Origin of the sequence: Flavobacterium palustre (genome assembly GCF_014639535.1) — a bacterium.
GTDB classification, from domain to species: domain Bacteria; phylum Bacteroidota; class Bacteroidia; order Flavobacteriales; family Flavobacteriaceae; genus Flavobacterium; species Flavobacterium palustre.
In genome coordinates, this window is the sequence record NZ_BMGA01000001.1 from 484,374 (window position 1) to 506,445 (window position 22,072).

The window sequence follows — 22,072 nt, forward strand, 5'->3', positions numbered from 1 at the left end:
AATCCCGACTACATAATGCAATCGGGAAATTTATATCAATCTGTCAACCTATCTTAGGACCGACTCACAATTAGTTATTTTTTCACAATCGATTTTATAGTATAATATTTTCCATTCTTAACATGCAAGAAGTAGACTCCTCTATTTAAATCACCCAAAGACATTTGATGCATTGTACTTATTAATGGTTCCCATTTAACTTTTTTCGCTAAAATATCATACAACTCTAGTTCTGCTCCGTCATAAACTTTATCTACTTTAACATTTAAAACTGTCATAACTGGATTTGGAAAAAGAGTAACGTTTTCAATAATAGTCGCAGGAGTGGTATTGCAACTTCCCAGTTTATCTCCATGATTAAGATGCACTTGAACAGCACTTGAACTTATACAGATTTCCTGACCATTATGACACACTATAACCTTATCGCCTGAGTTGCCACATTGTACATTTATTACATTAATATTAATCGAAGCTGAAGTTTGACAACCATTGGCATCAGTTATTAATACGTTGTAGTTTCCACCAGTTGATACTGATATTGCCTCAGTAATTTGGTTTGTACTCCATAAATAAGAATATGGTGCTGTTCCACCTACTGGAATAACTTTGATTGGCAACGAAGATGATCCATAACCAACATAGATAGTATTTTTTTCCTGTGCATTATTAATCGCATAAACATCAGGGATTGATGCCGCCAATTGAATAGCATTTGAATCATCACAATCATCATTGTTCTCTACACCACATGCCACTGGAATACCTGCCCCAAATCCATCACCATCATTATCAGCATATAATAATTTACTATCATCACAATCAGTATTATTTGTTGCATAACCTTCAGGAGCAACTGATGTACACAGCATTTCCGTTACTGTTGATCCAAATCCGTCCTTATCTGTATCTAAATAATATAGCATTGGCACATGAACAGTTGCATCATTATCATTACAATCATTACTTTTTGTAACCCCATCTTGATCATCATCGGCAATTTCACTAACAGTACCATAAAATTCAAGCTCAGCGATATTTCCATATCCATTTGGTGAATACCAATAAATATATCGATAATTTCCTGTTGCTAAACCTTTGTCTTCAGTAAAAACATTCACAGCTGGTATTTGTGTTATAGTATGTAAAACCTCATAATCATTTAGATAATCATCACTATTAGAACCTCGAATCTGAGTTCCTGACATACGATTTCCAAAACCATTACGAGGAATATATTTTATAGCTGTTAAATTAGCTCCCATACCAGCTCCAAAGTCATATCCTAAATACCCTATCGAAGTAGGACCATCCACATAGGTCGTTATATTTCCATCAAAAGCTTTTTCTATCGTTAACCCGTTATTTTGATAAGATCCCTGATGACCAATTATAGTACCGGTGATTTTTTCTCCCTGGTTTGGCTTTCCAATCAATAAACTTGATTCAGCTCCTTCTCCCAAAGAATTAAAGGCTGAGATTTTATAAAAATAAATCTTTCCGTTTTCAACTGCCATATCTGTATATTCATTTGATTCAACAGTAGCTATAGTAGTAAATGGACCTGAATAAGAAGTTGCTCTTTTTATATAAAAATGAGCATCATACATAAAATCCCATTCCAGATTCACTTTTGCATCACCGTAGGACAAGTTGGCATTTGATACTGCATTTGGAATTTGCAAAGTCAATGTTTTAACTTCCAAAGGAGTAGAATTTTCACTTTCTCCTCCCGAATTTTGTGATGCAACTTTATAGTAGTAATTTGTATTCTCTGCTAAATTTGTATCTTCAAAAATAGTGTCTTTTACATAAGAAGCTATACTTTCATAAATACCATCAACAGCTCCTGATCTTTTGACATCATAACTTAAAGCCCCTTCTGCAGCAGACCATTTTAATTTAATTATTGAAGTAGATAATGCTTGCCCTTCTACATTAGCCGGAGTAGCAGCGAGTGCTGATTGTTCAAAAATCAGTATAGCTGAATAAGCTGTTTCCGTATTATCTTTCCCAACAACTTTAATTCTATATTCTGCTTTTGAATGAACCTGGTCAATAATTTTAACAATCTTATAGTCTGTTGATTCATAAAAAACTGAAAATGCTGTTTCACCCTCTAATTTTCTTTCAAGAACATATTTATTTACTAAATCTTGATTAGTACCTGTCCAATTAATTGTAATATTTTTATAATCTGATGACAGTACATAACTCAAGGTTTCAACTTTAGGTTTCCACACACTAACATATTCTCTAGCCGGATTATAAGCCTTTTTAGATGGGTTTTTAGCATGATATTCCCCGGCCGGAGTCAAAACAATATTATCAGTTCCTGATTTTGCTATCACTGGAGCTGTTTGTAGCCAAGCATAATTAGCCCAATTAGGGTTTCTTGTTTTAAAAGCATCATCAATGGTAACATACATAGCTCTGGCATCCTGAACCCAATTGTATATAGAATAACGTTCTACATAATCAGCACTTTCCAACACATTTAAAACCGCAATCAAATCATTTTTATGTTTGGTCGCATTGGCATCAGTAAGTAAGGTAGGTCCATCAGGAAAATTATTTCCTGTCCAATTGGCTCCTATATTCCACTCTGTTATCCATATTGGTCTTTTGTACTTATTATAAATCGTCTGTAAATCACTAGCCCATTGAGCAGCGGTTTTGTACCAATAACAATGAAGCACAACATAATCTATACGATAATTACGTTTCTCTGCCTCGGTCATAAAACTAGCCATCCAAGGATTAAAAGGATCAGATGTAACCGGCGAACCTAATCTTAAACCTGATTGCATAAAACTTGGCCAACCACCAATAGCCTGATCAACTGTCATATTGGACTGATCGGGACGATCTGGCTCATTATATCCTAAAAAGTGAGTATAACCTTCTTTAGTATTTGCAGGTCCAAAATCCGGCCAATAAAGTGTTTGTCGGATAGGAACATATTCAATATTAGGAGTTGTATTTCCGCCTGTATTCCAGTTGTAATACCAGGAAATATTCAAAGCATCCTGAGCAGCTTGACTACCTCCTGCCAATCCTTTTTTAGTAACTTCATTCCACCTCATCGTTCTGATAAAAGAAATCGTTCCATTTAAATAAGCCGGTAAAACAGGCACCATCAAATCCTGACTTTCGGCTACATAAACCCTGCTATAACCGGTTCCATTCGAATTAGAAGCAAAGGTTACCATATACCCTTTTTTCAGTTTAAATGATTTTATATTATTATCAAAAGCACCTAAGTTAGTATTGGGAGTAACTATTTTATATTGCTTAGCATCTCCTCCATAATTTTCTCCCGAAAACACTTCCAAAGGCTGATAATCTGATGAATGAGGAACAACTACTGCTCCGTTTCCATAAGTTGTGACAAATACATTGGCATTATTGCCTGCAGCAACACCGTTTACTGATATTAATTTCAGATATGAACTAATAACTTCAGATGGTTCAACATTCTCAAAATACACACGGGCATCGGTTGAATTCAAATCTACAGTTGAATTAATTAAAGGATTATATGCGTTATTTAAATACAAAGAAGCCGATGATTTTAAAACCATTTTTGTTTTGGACAAAGCACCAACATTTAAGTTAGTTGTAGTTTCTAAACTTTGTGCTGAAGGATCTATAATCTTTTCAGGAGCATAGGCAACATCTTCATAAGTCACCGAATTCACTACCATATCTACAGCTCCAACACTATAGTTTTTCCCTATTACAATCTTTGGAACTTGTTCTAATACAACTTTTAAATCTCCGATTCCAAAAAGTGCCTTATCCCCTGTTATCTTAATATAATAAGTCCCTGCACTTTGAGACTGGAAAGACAAATCTCCCTTTCTCAATTTATTAATAGCTCCTGATGTAAAAATTTTTGTAGCAAGAACAGCTCCCGTAGCATCTGTTATAGATACTTTTATTTTATCATTAGGAGCTCCATTTGAAATGTAATCATAAATCCACGAAAACTGATAATCTCTCGAAGCCTCTAACTGTACCGGAAAAGAGTAGGTTGAATTTTCAATAACCGTATTATCCCATCTGATATACATCAATCTTCCTGAATAATTAGAGCCATCCGTTTCGAAAGTATGTCCCGAAGTAACATCCATATACCTTACACCGCTTGTTGAATTAGCTGTATTAAAAACAGCAGGGTCACTTGAATTAACCCAACCATAATCTGATGGTTTCCCGGCACTATTTTCGGCTAGACCATCCCAGTTATTGATTAGATTAGTCGATTTAATTTTGAGATTAGCAATACCAAAAAGAGCATAATCACCCGTTATTGTCAAATAGTAAGTCCCATCTGACTGAGACACAAAGGTAAAATCGCCTTTTCTCAATTTATTGGCACTACCGGTAACAAATGTTTTTGAAGTTATTGCACCCGTACCATTAGCCGCAGATGAAATGGACACATTCATTTTAGCTCCGGCAGCAGCATTGGACACATATTCATACAACCATGAAAATTCATACTGCAAACCTTTTTCTAATTTTATTGGATAACTGTAAGTAGATGAAGAATAGGCGCTGCCATCCCAACGCATATACATGATGCGTCCTTTGAAAACCGTGCCATCTGATTCATAAGTATGCCCCGAAGTCACATCTAAATACCTGACACCACTTGTGGAATTAGCAGTGTTCCAAGGCAGGCTGGCATAGGTATTAGCCCATCCGTAATCAGTAGGCTTTCCTGAATTATTCCCAACAATTCCGGCCCATCTTCCCAATAAATTATCTGTCCCGTATACAATCGGTTGAGTACCCGCATTAGCATCCGTTACAAAATCAAGTGTTTTAGACGTTAAATAATGTCCATCCTGATAAATATGCGCTACTCCGTCTTTTACGGCATATCTATACGTTTGTTCTTGTCCGTTATCAACCGAAGTACTCAGATTACTAATTGAAGACAAGTTGGTTGAATTATTAAAAGTAGTTTTATCTAATGATGTCCTTACTCCAAGTCCCGAAGCATTTTTTAGCTCTACATCCAAACCTCTTCCCTGAGCTGCATTTATTTTGGCTTTGACCTCTAAGGTAAATTCGTTTGGATTAGACAATGGAAACACTACAATGTCTGAGTCCGTACTGTTACTAAAAGTTTTAGAACCACTCAAACTTGTGGCTAGTCCTGGTTTAACAGGAAGACTGGGAGCCTGTGCCCGTATTTTGTACACGAAGGCTATTAAAAATAATAATAAAATTGTGTAATTGTTCCTCATACTGAAATCATTTTAAATTATTATATACTCGTTATAAACTCTGCCATGAGAGCAATAAAGTCCTCATTAACTGTCCAAATTTACCTTAACAGTTTTGACACTGAGGGGGAGATTATAATATTTAAAAAGGGTAGTATTAGTATTTACACAATTAAAACAGCTAATTTTTACATCATAAATAAATAAAATGCAAATTATCTGACAATACAAAAATTATTTAACTTTTTACCAAACAAGAGTTTCGACTAAACCCCATACTATTGTTTTTTACACAAAACAAAATCGGCTGTATTTCCTAATTGAAACACAGCCGATTTATTTAAGTTTTTATAAAACTATTCCACAAAACGATACATCTCTGATGCTGCCAATAAAAAAGCCCCCACACCAAAATCGGCTGTAGAGTTTTTATCAACTACTTGTCCGGGAATGGCTTTTTCGCCAATAGGCTGCACATACCCCACGGCCCCGTTAGCCTGCAATGCAACATTAGTTAAGTAATTCCATGATTTTTCAACCACAGGCAAATAAGTCTTTTTATCCAAAATACCATTATTGATTCCCCATAAATAGCCGTAAGTAAAAAAGGCTGTTCCGCTGGTTTCAGGCCCCGGAGCATGTTCCGGATCTAGAATACTTCTGGTCCAATAGCCTTCTTTTTGTTGTGCTGCCGCCAATGACTTAGCCATGTCTTTATATCGGTTGATGTATTCCTGTCTGTGTTTGGCATTCTTTGGTAAATCCTGAATAATTTTCGCATAACCCGCAAAAATCCATCCGTCTCCTCTGGCCCAAAAATCTTTTTTACCATTAGCACTTTTGTGTTTAGGATAAATGTATTTTGCATCGCGGAAATACAATTTCTCCTCATCGTCATACATAATGCTGTTGGCATGACTTAAATAGGAATGCAACTTTTCTAAATACATTTCGTTTCCGGTTACTTTATACAACTTAGTCATTACCGGCATCACCATATACAAACCGTCAACCCACCACCAATAATCATTGGCAGCAGTACTCATCTGATATTCCATTACTTCCCGGGCACGGGCAATTTTATACGCCTCTTTTTTTCCTGTAAAATTGTACAGATCAATATAGGTTTGAAAACAAATCTGCCAATCGCCAAACAACACATGCTTATCGGTTTCTCCGTAATTGTATTTCCATTCTGATTTATTTTGAGATTTAGCCCCCATCCATTGGTTTTTCTCTGCCCAGGCATTCGAATAATCCAAATATTTTTTGTTTTTGGTAACCTTATAGGCTTCCATATTTCCGGTATGATAAGCAGCAACATTCCAGAAAGCATTGCCCAATTCCGAATGCGTTTCCTGCCAATGATTGTTTACCTTATCAATAATGGCAACAATCTCTTTTTTAGATTGCTTTATTGCTGTTTCTTTTACTGCGGTACTTTTACAACTAACAACTGTTACAGCAATTATTAGTGCTAAAAGTGTCTGTTTTAAATTCATTGGTTATAGATTAGATTAATAATTTATTATTTTAGATGGTAAATTGGCATGAATAAAATCAGGTTGATTTCCAGAAACTTTCATTCAATATATATTTGTTATCTTTTACATTTTGATATTTCTTCCTGAATTCAGAAGGATTCATATCATAAAATTGCTGGAATTGCTTTCTAAAATATTTAATATCGCCAAAACCAGCCATTGAAGCAGCCTGACTAATCTGCAAATCGGTTGTAATCAACAAGGTCGCTACTTTTCTTAATCGCACATTTCGAGTAAATTCAGAAACTGATTTACCCGTAATTTTTTTAATTTTTTTATATACCAAAGAATGACTCATCCCTAACTCAATTGCTAAATCCTGAACATTAAAACTTTCAACATCTAAATTAGCATCAATTACTTCCACTATTTTATCCAGCAGTTTTTTGTCTTCATCAGACAATTTTGGACTTGCGACATTTTTTGTAACCGAATTAAGGAGATAATTCTGTTCACTATCACGACGAGTTAAAATTCCATTAATTCGTGCCAGCAAATAATCATTATCGAATGGTTTTGTAATGTAATCGTCCGCTCCTACTTCGGCTCCTTTCAACTTCACCTCTTCGGAAGTTCCTCCGGTAAGCAATATTATCGGAATGTGTTTTAACTCCTCATCTGATTTTACATGTTTACAGAAAGCCACACCATTCATATCGCCCATCACCACATCCGAGATAATTAAATCCGGCTGTACTTTCCTGATTATTTCCAATGCCTTTTCTGCACTTTCAGCAGCAGTTACACTGTATTTAGGTGCCAATATTTTCTTCAAATAATTTCTTATCTGAGGATTATCATCCACAACTAAAATACTTTTGGCATCTTTTATTAACTCTTCTGTAATTTCAGATTCTTCATCCTTAGCCAATGTATCTTCCTCTACTTTGTCTTCTAAAAATTCTTCTAAAAACAAGGTTCTGTCACTTAAATCTTCGCGTATTTCTATATCTCCAAAATGCTCTTTCCCTAAAAACAGTCTAATTTCAAATGTCGCTCCTCCTTTTTCATTATCAGCACAACTCACCTTCCCATGATGCTGATTGACAAATTGTTTCACCAGATAAAGCCCTATACCAAACCCTTTTCGGTTGTTTTTAATATTTTTATTCGACTGATAAAACAGATTAAATATTTTCTCCTTATCAGCCTCCGGAACTCCTTCTCCATTATCAACAACATTTATAACAACCTCATTACCAATAGAACGCAAATTAACAGAGACTGCTCCATTTTCTTTTTCGGTAAATTTCAGGGCATTTGAAATCAAATTAAACAAAGCCATCTCAATTTTTTCCCGATCGGCATAAACGTAGATAGTTTCTTCAGAAATACTAAAACTATAGTCTATTTTTTTAGTTTTGGCATGATGTACAAAACAGCTAAATACCTCTTTACACAATTCAACAATATCAATTTTTGCAATTTTAAGTTTTCCCGTCTCAGTTTCTGTTTTTCTAAAAAGCAACAACTGATCTACTAGACTCAATAATCTTCGGGAATTGCTGTACACCATTTCTATTGCCCCGGAATCTATTTGCTGTTTATCGCCATAAATAATATCTTTCAGCGGATTGATAATCATTGTTAAAGGAGACCGAAACTCATGAGAAATATTGGTAAAAAAGGTTAGTTTTTTTTCATTTAACTCTTTTTCCTGTTTAGCCAAATCCTGCGAAAGCTGCACCTCATACTTCAACTGAGCCTGTTTTCTTTGGTATTTATCAACAACATAAATTACAAAACCAATTCCTAATAAATAGATTAGATAAGCAAACCAGCTTCTATACCAAGGCGGTAAAATAGTAACAGGCAGCGAAATGGTTTTAGAATTCCAAATCCCTTCTGCATTTGTCGATTTAATCTTTAAAGTATAATTCCCCTCTGTCAATCTGGAATAATTAGCACTTCGGATATTATCAACATAATGCCATTGCGAATCCCATCCTTCTAAAAAATAAGCATAAGATATTTTTTCAGGCAAGCTATACTCTAATGCAGCAAATTCTATATTCAACATCGACTCATCGTAGGGAAGTTCTAATTTATTAATCCCAAATGCTGTCAAACCTGATTCTTCAATAGCTTTATTATTAACTTTAATCGAAGTAATTACCAGTTTAGGAAAAGCATGTATTAAGCTGTTTACCTTAGTATCAATAATATTAAAACCTTTAATTCCTCCAAAAACAATTTCTCCTGTAGCAAGTTTTAGTGCTGCATTATAGTTAAACTGATTGCTCTGAAGTCCGTCGGCATCATGATAAGTAGTGATTTTTCCGTTAACCGGATTATATACAAAAATTCCGTTGTAGGTACTGCACCAGTATGCACCCTGATTGTCGCGAATAATATTTAAAACTGAATTATTCGAAATTCCATTTGCCTGAGTCAGAAATTTTTTTTGAGAAGTTTGAGGATTAAAAATCATCAAACCATCACCCTCAGTACCAACAAGCATTTTTGTATTAGAAACAGAAACAATAGACCGCACAGGATATTTAATCTCAATTTCCTGACGCTCCAATGTCTTTGGATTGAGTTTAATTAATTTTGTAAAATTCCCTAACCAAAGATTTCCCAGTGCATCTTGAGCCATCGAAATAATCCCACTGATTTTGGCATCAACATAATCAAACTGATCGATAGTTGCATTATAACGATACAATCCCTCTTCGTCCGGAGAGGCAGCCCACAAAACCCCATCTTTACTATGAAAAAGTACCCAGATATTCCTTTGAACAATATTGTATTTAAGATTAAAAAGCTGGTATCTTTTAAAACTCCGGGTCTGAGCATTAAAAAGACAAACCCCTCCCCCATAAGTTCCAAACCAGGTTCCTTTATGGTCTTTTACAATTGTCGAAACGAAATTATTCGTTAACGAATTAGGATTATTGGGATTGTAAGAATAATTGGTGAACACATTATTTTTTCTATCCCATAAACTGGCTCCGGCTCCGTCAGTTCCTATCCAAAGATGATTACTATCTTGTTCACATAAAGACAAAATAAAATCGCTGGGCAAAGTATTTGTTGTTTTTTCATTTTTAGAAATAGTCGAAAAAGGAGTTTTCTTATTCTCAATTCTGTTCACACCTCCTCTTAATGTACCTATCCAAACCCTGTTTTCACGGTCTAAAAACAACGAAGAAATAGCATTGCTATTTAACTTTCCGTTATTCAAACCTGTACTTAACAGCGAAAAAGAATCTGAAGTGAAATTATATTTTACAACACCGTTTCCGTTTGTAGCAATCCAAAGTTCTTTTGAATCGGGCTTATACATTACATCAGCAATAGGATATTGAATTTCCTGATTATTATAAAACCTGTATGTTTTATCAACTATATTGTATTTCAGCAAACCTCCTTCAACAGCAACCCATATATTTGAGAATCCATCATAAAAAACACAACCTCCACTTAAAACACCCGCAAATGCTATCGTTATTTTTTTTGTATTTGGCTTCAGCATTACAAGTCCGGCTCCCTGAACAAAACCCCATAATGTCCCTGATCTATCAAAATCAATACCCTGAACATGATAATCCCACTGTAATTTTCCGTTTACATAAAGCGGAATTGGAGTAATTTCACCTCCTTTTTCAGAACAATAAAGCAATCCTCTGCCAGCTGTGGCGATATACATTTTGCCTCGATAATCCTTAATATCATTTATAGCAATATCAATTAATTCATTCTTAGCTGTTTTAGGATTCTGGCAGCGTCTTGTGCTAAAACGATTGGTTGAATAGCTATAAATACTCAAACCGGTTTTTGTACCAATCCAAATCTCATTTTGATTACCACAAATAGTTACAACTCTGTTATTGATTAATGAATTTACATCATTAGGCTCGTTTCTGTAATTAGTAAAACTATATCCGTCATACCTACTTATTCCGTCATAAGTACCAAACCACATTAAGCCCCGTTTGTCTTTATAAACAGAAGTCACAGCATTATTAGCCAATCCGTTTTCGATTCCTAAATAGCCAATATCGTATTTTTCCTGATTGTAATTTGGCACAGGCAGCCCTTTTACAGCTTGCGATTGAGCTGTAAAACAAACTAATAACAACAAAAACAGTAGCAATCTATCTCTCAAAATATTCGGTTCTTTTGGGATTAAGCAAAAAAATTTCAATCTAATTCTCATTCTTTTGCCTGATTTTATAAAACGCCTAAAATAACTAAGACTTGGCTAACAATGAATAAAAAATCAAATTATTCTAATAAAAATGCTCCAGAATGTTATAAGCTCTAAAATTAGAAAAACCCATGAATAAACATCATAGGTTTTCCTAAAGAAACACACAAAAACCACTTACCTAATCAACCAATGAAATTATATAAGTATAGTTATATTTTTTATCTAATAATCGGTAGTTATCATGAGGCAAACTTCCCCAGCTGTCATCTCCTCCAACACCTCTTTGTTTGTAATCTAAATGCAGATAAACCGCATCTTTAGAATTCAAATCCAAATCGGATGGATGACGTTGTGATTTTCGTTTGCCAGGATCCAAATCTTCTGTTGGAATATTCAATGCACTAAAACCAATAGCCTGCTTTCCTTCTATTTTTAAACCCTGACCTTTTGAATTGCTCAACATCAACCAACGAACATCGGTTTTATAGCCCGATTCCTGAGGACGAATGTAATTTCTTGTATATTGATTAATCACTTTATCTGAATAAACTCCCATGAAAGAAGCAGTGTTTCTGTCAGAATAATTTTCCCAAGGCCCTCTTCCGTAATAATTCAAATTATCATAATCTCCGTTTAATTTTAATCGCATACCAAAACGTGGTAATTCAGGCAAATCTTTCCCGGTCATATCAATAGCTGCTGTAACCTTTATTGCGCCATCATTTTGAATTAAATAATCCACAGTATAAGGAACATCTATTTGAGCTAGTTTGTAAACCACTTTAATCAACAATCCTTCAGGAGATTTTTTGTCTAAATCAATACTTAATACTGTTGGATTTTTATGTGCTTCCCGCCAAAGAACCAATTTATTCTGCATGCCACTTCCAAAATCATTATCTGTTGGCGCACGCCAAAAATAAGGTGTTGGAAAATTTGAAATCAAAACATTAGCCGCATTTTTAGATGTATATTTTAATATTTCTCCTTTTTGCAAATCAAATGCTCCTACAATACTTTCGGTCTCAAAAGAAAGCACATTATTTTTAACGCTGTACTTCAATTTAGCCGGACTTTTAGATACCATTGCATTATTCTTAAAATAATTTCCCTTACCAATAGCAAATTGTTCTCTGGCAAATTCATGTCCTTTAGCAACTAAAGGCGTATCGTATTTTGAAAAAGCATATACATTGACATAATATTCTGAATTAGCATCTAAAGCTCCTAAATCCAAATGAAATTCTTTAGTTTGCTCAGGATTGACATCCAAATCAAATGTAGCTTCCTTCACTTTTAGCCCATTTTTAATCAACTCCCATTTGAAACTATAATTAGACAGATTAGTGAAATTAAAATAATTTTTAACCAACAAATCTGTTTCATTTTTTAATTGAAATTGAATATCCTGATACACTTTTTTAACTTCAAACAAACCAGGATGCGGAATTCTGTTAGCAGACACCAAACCATTAGCACAGAAATTTTCGTCATTTTGCAATTTAGCTCCTCCCAAATCACCTCCATAAGCCCAAAACTCAACTCCTTTTTCGTTTTTGGTTTTGATACCCTGATCTACCCAATCCCAGATAAAACCACCCTGCATGTGTTTGCTACCGTGAATAATATCCCAATATTCCTGAAAATTCCCGCTACTATTCCCCATCGCATGTGAATATTCACACATGATATACGGACGCTTTTTATCGGCCTCAGCATAGGTTTTCATGCTTTTAATACTTGGATACATCGGGCATACAATATCTGTATTGCTGTTTTCTCCCGCCTGCTCAAACTGAACCGGACGCGTAGCATCTACTTGTTTTAACCAATTGTAAGCATCATAAAAAACAGGACCATTTCCACATTCATTTCCTAAAGACCAGATAATAATTGAAGGATGATTTTTATCGAAAGCAAACATTCTTTTTACACGATCCAAATGTGCCGGTGCCCATTCCGGTAAATAAGCAGGATGCTTTTTTTGATCGAACCAACTTTGCCATTCAGCCCCCATTCCGTGGGTTTCTATATTAGCCTCATCCACCACATAAAAACCATATTCATCACATAAATCATAAAACTGCGTATCATGTGGATAATGACACATTCTAATCGAATTGATATTGTATTGCTTCATTAACTGAAGATCTTTTATCATCAAATCCTTATTAGGAACATGCCCGTTTACATCATCATGTTCATGGATATTTACCCCTTTTACCAGAACCGCTTTACCGTTAACCAATAATTGAGCGTCTTTGATTTCAATTTTTCTAAAACCTGTTTTTTTAGATACAATCTCTAATACTTTCCCTTTATTATCAAGCAAAGTAATGGTGTAATGATACAAATTTGGAGTTTCGGCATTCCATTGTTTTACATTTTCAACAGTCTTTTCAAAACTGATTTTTTGTTGTTTCGGACTTACTTTTTTAGTTTCCGAAAAAACAACCTTGCCTTCTTTATCAAACAAATCCACTTTTACAGCAGGATTTTTAATATTCGTATTTGCAAAAGATTTTAAAGTAACATCAAGATTAAAAATCCCGTTTTTATACTGATTATCTAAATCACTTTTTACAAAATAATCCCAAACTGTCGTTTTAGGCATTGCCTGTAAATACACGTCGCGCTCAATTCCGCTTAATCGCCAGAAATCCTGATCTTCTAAATAACTTCCGTCATGCCAGCGAAAAACCTGAACTGCAATTAGGTTCTCTCCTTGCTTTAAAAATGAAGTAATATTAAACTCTGCCGGTGTTTTAGAAGCCTTAGTCATTCCTACTTCTTTTCCATTCAGGAACACTCTGGCATAACCTGTAATAGAGCCAAAATGAAGCATAATTTCTTTGTCTTTCCAGGAATCTGAAACCGAAAAAGTACGTCGGTAACTTGCCACAGGATTGTAATCACCACCTATAAAAGGAGGATTTTTAGGAAATGGATACGTAATATTGGTATAAATAGGAATATCATGGCCTTGCATTTCCCAGTTAGATGGCACTTGTATCTCTTTCCATTTAGCAACATCCAGATTAGTTGCAAAGAAATCCATTGGTCTTTGTGTTGGATTTTTCACAATATCAAACTTCCAAAGTCCGTTTAAACTTTGATACAATGCTGATTTCTTTGGATCATTGCCTTTTAATTCAGCTTCATTACTAAACAAAAGAAACGAACTTCTTCCCGATTCTTTACCTCTGTCTAAAATTTGTGGGTTTTCCCATTCATTAGTCTGGGCAAAATTATCTTGCAAACCTAAAAGCAAAACAACTGCTAAAAAAACATTCTTCATCTAACTATTTTTGATTATCTAAATTTTAATTACAAAAACAGAAAATTGTCATTCCAAATCAGCTTAATAAAAAACACATTAAAAAACCATCCTAATTATTAACCAAAAAATAAAAATAGCCAGCTTAAATAAGGAATGACAAAATCCAGCTTACAAATTTAGTCAACAGCCCAAAAGACATGAGGGGTAATACGATACAATAACGGGGGTATTTCAGCATTAACAGCCTAAAAACAACTTTTATTTCGATAATTTCAACAAAAGTCTTTTAAAACAGGTTAAAAACCACCTGAACATTCATTTAAAAAAATGAGGCTGAAAAATGCGATTTTTTATACCTAAAATCACTCTTATCGATAAAAAATACCTTCAAAAGATGAATCCGGAATCAATCCAAAAAATTACGAAAAAATATTAAAAACAAAAAAAGCCTCTTCTTTCGAAGAGGCTTTTGTACCCGGAGCCGGAGTCGAACCGGCACGGTTTCCCACAGGTGTTTGAGACCAGCGCGTCTACCAATTCCGCCATCCGGGCTTAGCAGACAAGAATAATAAACAATTATTCTAACGCAATAAAGAAAATTAGTCTGAGACCAAATGTCTTTTCTTTAACACGGTGCAAATGTAGAAAATATTCTTAAACATTCTAAGAAAAAATCTTAAAATTTTACTTTCACAGTCAAATTAATTTTCTAAATTTGCAGCTCGTTAAAACAACATACACTAACTCACTCCACCCGAGGCATTTATACATGTTCGGTTTTATAAAAAAAGTAAAAACCAAATAGTATGGAGCGCAGCGGAATAAAAACAACAAATTAAATGTCACATAAAGAACCGGAAGCTAAAATTTTTGCTTGTTCACAAAGTGTCTATCTGGCGGAAAAAATTTCTGAAGCATACGGAATCCCTCTAGGTAAAGTATCAATGTCTCACTACAGTGACGGCGAGTTCCAACCATCTTTCGAAGAATCGATCAGAGGATTACGTGTTTTTATTATTTGCTCTACATTTCCGAATGCAGACAATTTAATGGAGTTATTATTAATGATTGATGCCGCTAAACGCGCTTCAGCAAGACATATTACTGCTGTTATGCCTTACTTTGGTTGGGCAAGACAAGACAGAAAAGACAAACCAAGAGTTCCGATTGGAGCAAAATTGATAGCTAAAATGCTGGAAGCAGCCGGAGCAACAAGAATCATGACTATGGATTTGCACGCAGACCAAATTCAGGGATTCTTTGAAAAACCGGTTGACCATCTGTTTGCTTCAACTATATTCCTACCTTATGTAGAAAGCCTTAAGTTAGATAACTTAACTATAGCTTCACCAGACATGGGTGGTTCAAAAAGAGCTTATGCTTATTCTAAATTCTTAGAGTCCGACGTAGTTATTTGCTACAAACAAAGAAAACAAGCCAACGTTATTGACACCATGGAGTTAATTGGCGAAGTAAAAGGTCGTAATGTAATCCTTGTTGACGATATGATTGATACCGGAGGAACATTAGCAAAAGCAGCCGATTTAATGATGGAAAGAGGTGCGTTAAGTGTTAGAGCTATTTGTACTCACGCTATTTTATCAGGCGGTGCTTACGAAAAAATAGAAGAATCCAAATTAAGCGAATTAATCGTTACCGATTCTATTCCATTGAAGAAAGAATCAAATAAAATCAAAGTGGTAAGTTGCGCTCCGCTTTTCGCAGAAGTAATGCACATGGTACAAAACAACAATTCCATCAGCGGAAAGTTTATCATGTAATTACCCCTAGCCCCCTAAAAGGGAATTAAAAAAGAGTTTAATTAATAACTATATAAATATTTAAAATGAAATCGATTACAATTAAAGGATCAGAAAGAGAAAGCGTGGGCAAAGTTGCTACTAAAGCCCTACGTAATGCTGGAGCGGTTCCTTGCGTGTTATACGGAGGAGATCAACCAGTTCATTTTTCAGCAGAAGAAAAAGCATTCAAAAACTTGGTTTACACTCCAAACGCTCACACAGTTGTGATCGAATTAGGTAACGGTAAATCATTCAATGCCATTTTACAAGACATCCAAGTTCACCCGGTATCTGACAAAATCTTACACATTGACTTTTTCCAATTGTATGATAACAAAGAAATCACTATTGAAGTTCCTGTAAAAATCGTTGGTAACTCTAAAGGAGTTATGGCAGGTGGAGATTTACGTATCAACAACCGTAAATTAAAAGTTAAAGCTTTACCTAAAAATCTTCCGGATTTCGTTGAAGCTGATATCACTCCTCTTGACATGGGTAACAAATTATACGTTACTAAAGTACCTACACCAGACTTCAAAATCATGCACCCAGATAACACAGTTATTTGCCAAGTGAAGATGTCTCGTGCGGCTATGAAAGCTGCTCAAGAAGCTGCAAAAGCTGCAAAAGCTCCTGCAAAAGGAAAGAAAAAATAATTTTTTTCAACTCAATACAAAAAGCATCAATCGAAAGATTGGTGCTTTTTTTTGTTTTTATTTTATCCAACACCATTTAACTTATCCACACACAAAAAAACTCTTTAGCTCATCTATTCAAATTAACAACAAATCAATTGTAATCTAAATATTATTTTTTAACCAAAAAAACACCTTAGTAATTTCTTTTTTTAATATATTTATACAACTTTTTTGACTTATTTAAAATAACAACGCTGTCTTTTGACTAAGTACATACAACATAAAATTCATCAGACGACAAGAAAACAATCATGGATACTTTAAATAAAATACAAGAAGAAAACAACGAACTTTCATATTACAAGTACGCGCTTGATCAGTCTTCCATTGTTGCAATAACGGATCAAAAAGGAATTATCACCTATGTTAATAAGAACTTCTGCAAAATCTCTAAATACCCTAAAGAGGAATTACTAGGACAAGATCATCGAATTATTAATTCCGGATATCATTCCAAGGATTTTATTAAAAGTATATGGACAACAATAGCCAACGGCAAAATATGGAAGGGTGAATTAAAAAACAAAGCCAAAGACGGCACTTATTATTGGGTTGACACCACAATAATTCCTTTTTTAAATCAAATGGGAAAACCCTATCAATATGTTGCTATTCGATCTGACATTACAGATAAAAAAAGAGGAGAAGAAGAAATTAAAAAAATGCTAATCAAAGCCGAGTACCAAAACAAACAGCTCATCGACTTCTGTAACATTATTTCTCACAACCTCAGAGCTCCTTTAGTAAACATCTCAATGCTACTGGATTTTATGGAGGAAACCGAAAAAGAAGACGAAAAAGAAGAAGCTTTTCAAAGAATACGTCCGGTTGTCAATCACATCAACGAAATATTCAACAAATTAGTAGAATCATTACAAGTAAAACAGGATATAGAAATACAATCGGAAAAACTAAATTTCAGTAAATGTATAGAGAAATCTCTAATCGATTTTCAAACACAAATCAAGGAGTACAATATAACTGTAGAAATTGACTGTGATGAAGTTCCAACAGTTTATTATCCTGAAAAATACCTAGACAGCATCTTTTCAAATCTGATAAGTAATGCCATTAAATACCGGTCTCCCGATAGAAATTTAGTCATAAAAATTAAAACCCAACAAATTAAAAACCACATACTTCTTTCAATAGAAGATAATGGGTTAGGCATAAATTTAGAACGACACAAGGACGCTATATTTAAAATACGCAGAACCTTTCATAAACATCCAGATGCAAAAGGACTTGGTTTGTTTATGACAAAAACCCAAATTGACGCTATGAACGGAGAAATTTGGGTAGAGAGCCAGGAACAGACTGGATCAACTTTCTTTATAAAAATTAACAATCAAAAAAGATGAAAACAGTAAAAATAGCATTAGTTGATGACGACACAACTTATCTCTTTATAACAAAAAAGATTTTAGAACAACAACAAAATGTGGAACAGATAAACACTTTCATGAATGGACTCGAAGCTTTGACTTATCTAAAACAACATTCAAAAGAGGAAGGCATTTTACCGAATATCTTATTTCTTGATTTATTCATGCCCATAATGGACGGATGGCAGTTTCTTAGCGAATTTACAGAGGTAAAATCGAATCATCTAAACAAAATAACTATATACATCTGCACTTCATCCATTTCTCCACATGATGTTGAAAGAGCAAAAACATTAAGCACTGTTTCCGGTTACATCATCAAACCCATATCCCGAATAAAATTAATCGATATATTAAATCAACACATCTCCAATTAATAAAATACTTCAGTAATATTACAGTTAATCCTATTTTTTTTCTTGCATCAAATTTATGAATTAACAAATTAAATTACTTTTGCACCATGTTAAACTGGATCAACCAGTTGTTTTCACCAGCAAAAACAACAGACAAAACAGATTATATGAAGAAATTTCTAATCGTAGGACTAGGAAATATCGGTGCCGAATACGCAAACACCCGTCACAATATTGGTTTTAAGGTATTGGATTATTTAGCTAAAAAAGAAAGTCTTGATTTCCAAACTGTAAAATTGGGTTCTTTAGCCGAATACAAATTCAAAGGAAGAAGTTTTTTTCTTTTAAAACCCAATACTTATATGAATTTGAGCGGTAAAGCCGTTCAATATTGGATGGAAAAAGAGAATATACCTCTAGAAAACATCTTTGTCATCACAGACGATTTAAACCTTCCTTTTGGAACCATCCGCATCAAACCTAAAGGTAGTGACGGCGGCCACAACGGATTAAAAAACATCAATTTAGTTCTAAACACCAATCAATATACCCGTTTTCGTTTTGGAATTAGCGATGAATTCAAAAAAGGAAGACAAGTAGATTATGTTCTGGGCGAATGGAATGACCACGAAAAAGAAGCACTGCCGGAGCGTTTAGAAATAGCCGTAGAAGCAATAAAATCCTTTGGAACCGCTGGTTTAGAAAACACCATGACATCATTTAACGGAAAATAAAAAAGGCTGGAATATCTTTCCAGCCTTTCTATTATAAATCCAAAACTCCTACCTAATAATAATTTTAGCTGTCTTTTTTATTTTACCATCTAACAAAGTCACAAAATATATTCCTGATTGTGGTTTATTTTGCAATTTAATATCCTCATTAAAACCTCCATTATTTTGAAATTTTTCATCAAATAATCTTTTACCTGAAATATCATAAACTAAAATTTCAATATCATTCGAACTGGTACTGATGTATTTCACATTGAAATTCTCATCATTAGCCATCGAACTCACTATTAAATCCTTATTTATCTCTTCATAAGGCACCAAAGTATAATTCTGTGTACAAATAGTTACCGAAGCCGCATTTAAAACCCCGGTATCATTGGTAAAAATATCACGAATACGCAACGACCATGTTCCTTGTGGATTTTCACCATTAAAATCACTCAAAACACCTAAAGGAGCAACAGTTTGCAAAGCAGTATTACCACAAACCAAATCCCCTCCGGCATCGTCAAAATTAATCTTTAAACTACTATCACTAGTTCCGCAACCGTTATAAAGCAATTTAACTGTTGTAGCCTGCGGACTCCTGAGCTCCATCTGAACATCGGAAAAATAGCTATGCGAAATATCCACATTGACATTGACATCAGAAACAAAAGAATCAGAAGACGGAACAGTCGCATTGATAACAGCAAAATTACCCTGTTCCGGAATAGCATAAGGAAATTGCGCATTAAAATTAAAAGTCTGACATTCTGACCCCACCAAATACCCTATAGCAAATGCTTTACTATTAACTGCATAAAAAATATTATCTGTTGGTTCGATTAAAATTCTGCAAAATCGGGAAGCCACATTGGGCACTCTAACCGTTTCTGAACCATCATTAGCCACAGCCGATGCCAGAACAATTGGAAATGTCACACCATTATCAATAGAAAGCTTAATATTCACTCTGGATGCACCCGCTAATGAATTTGTTCCGTTAACGTTCCAGCTAACCGTTTGATTGGTATCCTGAAACCAACTCAAATTATCAATATTTTGAGAAGTTATCTCAAATGGTCCGGCTGAAGCACTTACATTCACTATCATTTCGTCCGAAACAGTTTGTGCCAATCCTTCGGCAGCATTGTCCCTGGCGGTTAAAACAAAATGAAGTGTTCTGGCAACATCTGATACCGATTCCCATCGGCTTCTTAATCTTCCTGCTAAAACATTTTCGAAACTAGGCATATACCTTAGCGTTGTACTCACCGGAGGGAAAGATCGAAATAGTGGTCCGTCAGTCTTAGTACTCAAAGCAATACTGGTATCTCCGTCAGCTGATGTGGCTGAATCATTTTGTTCCCAGGCATAAGTTAAAGCAGTCGAAGACCCTCCGGTTCCTTTTAAAACAAAAGCCGTTCCTTTAGGAATCGTATAATCAGAACCGGCATTGACAGCAGGCTCGTTAGCACTAATAGTTGTAATTACAGGACATGTTTTTGTTGCTAAATTACCCTGAATTTGACTAATACTCACAAAAGAAAAATAATCATCCGAACGCTGCTCTACATCATAATCGGTCGTGATTCCGGCATAACCCATTATCGTAGAACCACTTCCGGGTTCCACACTTACACCTGTTCCTTCGATATCAAAAGAAAAAGTATGATTAGCTCCTAACTGATGTCCCATTTCATGAGCTACAAAGTCAATATCAAAAGCATCTCCTACAGGTCTGTCATTAGCAGGAGAAGTATAAGCACTACCTTTTCCTGCATCGCACACACAGCCTATACAACCTGCATTTCCACCGCCTCCACTATCACCAAATAAATGACCAATATCATAATTTGCACTACCAATAACAGTTGTTAAATTATTCTGCAATTCCGGTCCCCAAGTTCCGGGCGTATCCTCATCACCTACTCCAACATCAGATGCCGAATAAGGATCAGTTATTGCATCAGTATAAACAATAAGATTATTATTGGCAATCAGCAGTAATTTTACCGCCAAATCTCTGCTAAAAATACCATTTACTCTGGTCATTGTATTGTTCATTGCCGCCAGAGCTATAGCTACAGTAGGAGTGGCACTACCACTATGAAATTTAGCATATTCACCAGTACAGGACAAAGCCAGTTTTAAAGTCCTGAATTTCTTATCACTCGACACTAATTTAGCTGCTTGATTACTTATCTTTTTTGTTAAGATCCGTTCCTCGACAGTAGCACAATTAAAAGGCAGCTGTTCTTTTAATTTGCTCTTGGAATCAAAAACAACATAAACATCATTATTATTTTCAGTGTCTTTTTCAATAAATTCCATCTGATTTCCTTTCCGACTAATCATTGTTTGCATCCCCAATGGAGACATACTGAAATTTAAAACCGCAGTAGGATCGGTAAGACCTGTTCCTGAATACGAACGAATTTCAGGATATTTCGCCTGCAATTCTGGCTCAAAATTAGAATCTTCGTGAATGATGAATTTTTCCAAAACTCCCTGAGCATTTGGAACCGTAATTTGTATCGAAGTTTTTGAAAGTACTTTGTCCTGCACTTCCTTGAGTTTAGCCTTTAAAACTTCTTCGTCAAGCTGAAATAAAATAGCATTTTTAGCATCTAACTTTCCTAACAATTTAGCCGAAGTTGCAGTTGTTGAAGAATTGATTCTTTTCCAAGGATCTTTATCTTGGGCATGAATAAATGAAAACCACAATAAAAGAAATACTAATAGACTATTTATTTTCATGACCAGCTAATATTTAAGTCTCAAAAATAAAGCATTTTCATCAAAAAATATTCAACAAACTGGTTTTAATTCAACTCTGGAAACCATTTGATTTTATTGCATTTTATTTGCTATTTTATCAAAATCAACCAAAAT

Annotated in this window: 10 protein-coding genes and 1 tRNA gene; 5 read left to right on the plus strand and 6 right to left on the minus strand. The window is 34.7% G+C overall.

Annotated features, from left to right (window positions below):
• Positions 1-74: 74 nt before the first annotated feature.
• The 5 genes from IEV84_RS02045 to IEV84_RS02065 form a co-directional block, all read right to left on the minus strand.
• A complete protein-coding gene (locus tag IEV84_RS02045) occupies positions 75-5,261 on the minus strand; it encodes a glycosyl hydrolase (RefSeq protein WP_188491923.1) in 5,187 nt (1,728 codons plus the stop codon).
• Positions 5,262-5,596: 335 nt separating this feature from the next.
• The gene (locus IEV84_RS02050; RefSeq protein ID WP_188491925.1) at positions 5,597-6,742 is read right to left on the minus strand and encodes a glycoside hydrolase family 88/105 protein; all 1,146 of its coding nucleotides are present in this window, start codon (positions 6,740-6,742) and stop codon (positions 5,597-5,599) included.
• A gap of 58 nt (positions 6,743-6,800) precedes the next feature.
• Positions 6,801-10,895, minus strand: coding sequence for a hybrid sensor histidine kinase/response regulator transcription factor (locus tag IEV84_RS02055; RefSeq protein ID WP_188491927.1), 4,095 nt, complete (start codon positions 10,893-10,895; stop codon positions 6,801-6,803).
• A 223-nt stretch (positions 10,896-11,118) separates the two neighbouring features.
• The gene (gene lacZ / locus IEV84_RS02060; protein WP_188491929.1) at positions 11,119-14,238 is read right to left on the minus strand and encodes a beta-galactosidase, LacZ type; all 3,120 of its coding nucleotides are present in this window, start codon (positions 14,236-14,238) and stop codon (positions 11,119-11,121) included.
• 454 nt (positions 14,239-14,692) lie between these two features.
• Positions 14,693-14,772: transfer RNA gene (locus IEV84_RS02065), tRNA-Leu, on the minus strand.
• Positions 14,773-15,059: 287 nt separating this feature from the next.
• Between IEV84_RS02065 and IEV84_RS02070 the strand changes: the two genes are divergently transcribed.
• From IEV84_RS02070 to pth, 5 genes are all read left to right on the plus strand, one after another.
• Positions 15,060-16,001 (plus strand): ribose-phosphate pyrophosphokinase, encoded by a 942-nt coding sequence (locus IEV84_RS02070; protein WP_188491932.1) that lies wholly within the window; start codon positions 15,060-15,062, stop codon positions 15,999-16,001.
• Positions 16,002-16,066: 65 nt separating this feature from the next.
• Entirely contained in the window at positions 16,067-16,678 is a 612-nt protein-coding gene (locus tag IEV84_RS02075) for a 50S ribosomal protein L25/general stress protein Ctc (protein WP_188491935.1), read from the plus strand.
• Positions 16,679-16,971: 293 nt separating this feature from the next.
• The gene (locus IEV84_RS02080) at positions 16,972-18,081 is read left to right on the plus strand and encodes a PAS domain-containing sensor histidine kinase (RefSeq protein WP_188491940.1); all 1,110 of its coding nucleotides are present in this window, start codon (positions 16,972-16,974) and stop codon (positions 18,079-18,081) included.
• Positions 18,078-18,482 (plus strand): response regulator, encoded by a 405-nt coding sequence (locus tag IEV84_RS02085; protein ID WP_188491943.1) that lies wholly within the window; start codon positions 18,078-18,080, stop codon positions 18,480-18,482. Before IEV84_RS02080 ends, IEV84_RS02085 begins: the two co-directional genes overlap by 4 nt.
• 86 nt (positions 18,483-18,568) lie before the next feature.
• Complete coding sequence (pth, locus tag IEV84_RS02090) at positions 18,569-19,195, plus strand: aminoacyl-tRNA hydrolase (RefSeq protein WP_188491946.1); 627 nt, start codon at positions 18,569-18,571, stop codon at positions 19,193-19,195.
• Between the two features lie 48 nt (positions 19,196-19,243).
• Here the strand turns inward: pth and IEV84_RS02095 are convergent, their stop codons facing one another.
• Positions 19,244-21,937, minus strand: a complete 2,694-nt coding sequence (locus tag IEV84_RS02095; RefSeq protein ID WP_188491951.1) for a reprolysin-like metallopeptidase — start codon at positions 21,935-21,937, stop codon at positions 19,244-19,246.
• Between the last annotated feature and the right edge of the window lie 135 nt (positions 21,938-22,072).

What these genes read in the sequence shown, in the direction of transcription:
- IEV84_RS02050 (WP_188491925.1), bottom strand. Translation starts at nt 6,742, where the DNA reads ATGAATTTAAAACAGACACTTTTAGCACTAATAATTGCTGTAACAGTT.
- IEV84_RS02080 (WP_188491940.1), top strand. Translation starts at nt 16,972, where the DNA reads ATGGATACTTTAAATAAAATACAAGAAGAAAACAACGAACTTTCATAT.
- lacZ (WP_188491929.1), bottom strand. Translation starts at nt 14,238, where the DNA reads ATGAAGAATGTTTTTTTAGCAGTTGTTTTGCTTTTAGGTTTGCAAGAT.
- IEV84_RS02075 (WP_188491935.1), top strand. Translation starts at nt 16,067, where the DNA reads ATGAAATCGATTACAATTAAAGGATCAGAAAGAGAAAGCGTGGGCAAA.
- pth (WP_188491946.1), top strand. Translation starts at nt 18,569, where the DNA reads ATGTTAAACTGGATCAACCAGTTGTTTTCACCAGCAAAAACAACAGAC.
- IEV84_RS02045 (WP_188491923.1), bottom strand. Translation starts at nt 5,261, where the DNA reads ATGAGGAACAATTACACAATTTTATTATTATTTTTAATAGCCTTCGTG.
- IEV84_RS02085 (WP_188491943.1), top strand. Translation starts at nt 18,078, where the DNA reads ATGAAAACAGTAAAAATAGCATTAGTTGATGACGACACAACTTATCTC.
- IEV84_RS02070 (WP_188491932.1), top strand. Translation starts at nt 15,060, where the DNA reads ATGTCACATAAAGAACCGGAAGCTAAAATTTTTGCTTGTTCACAAAGT.
- IEV84_RS02095 (WP_188491951.1), bottom strand. Translation starts at nt 21,937, where the DNA reads ATGAAAATAAATAGTCTATTAGTATTTCTTTTATTGTGGTTTTCATTT.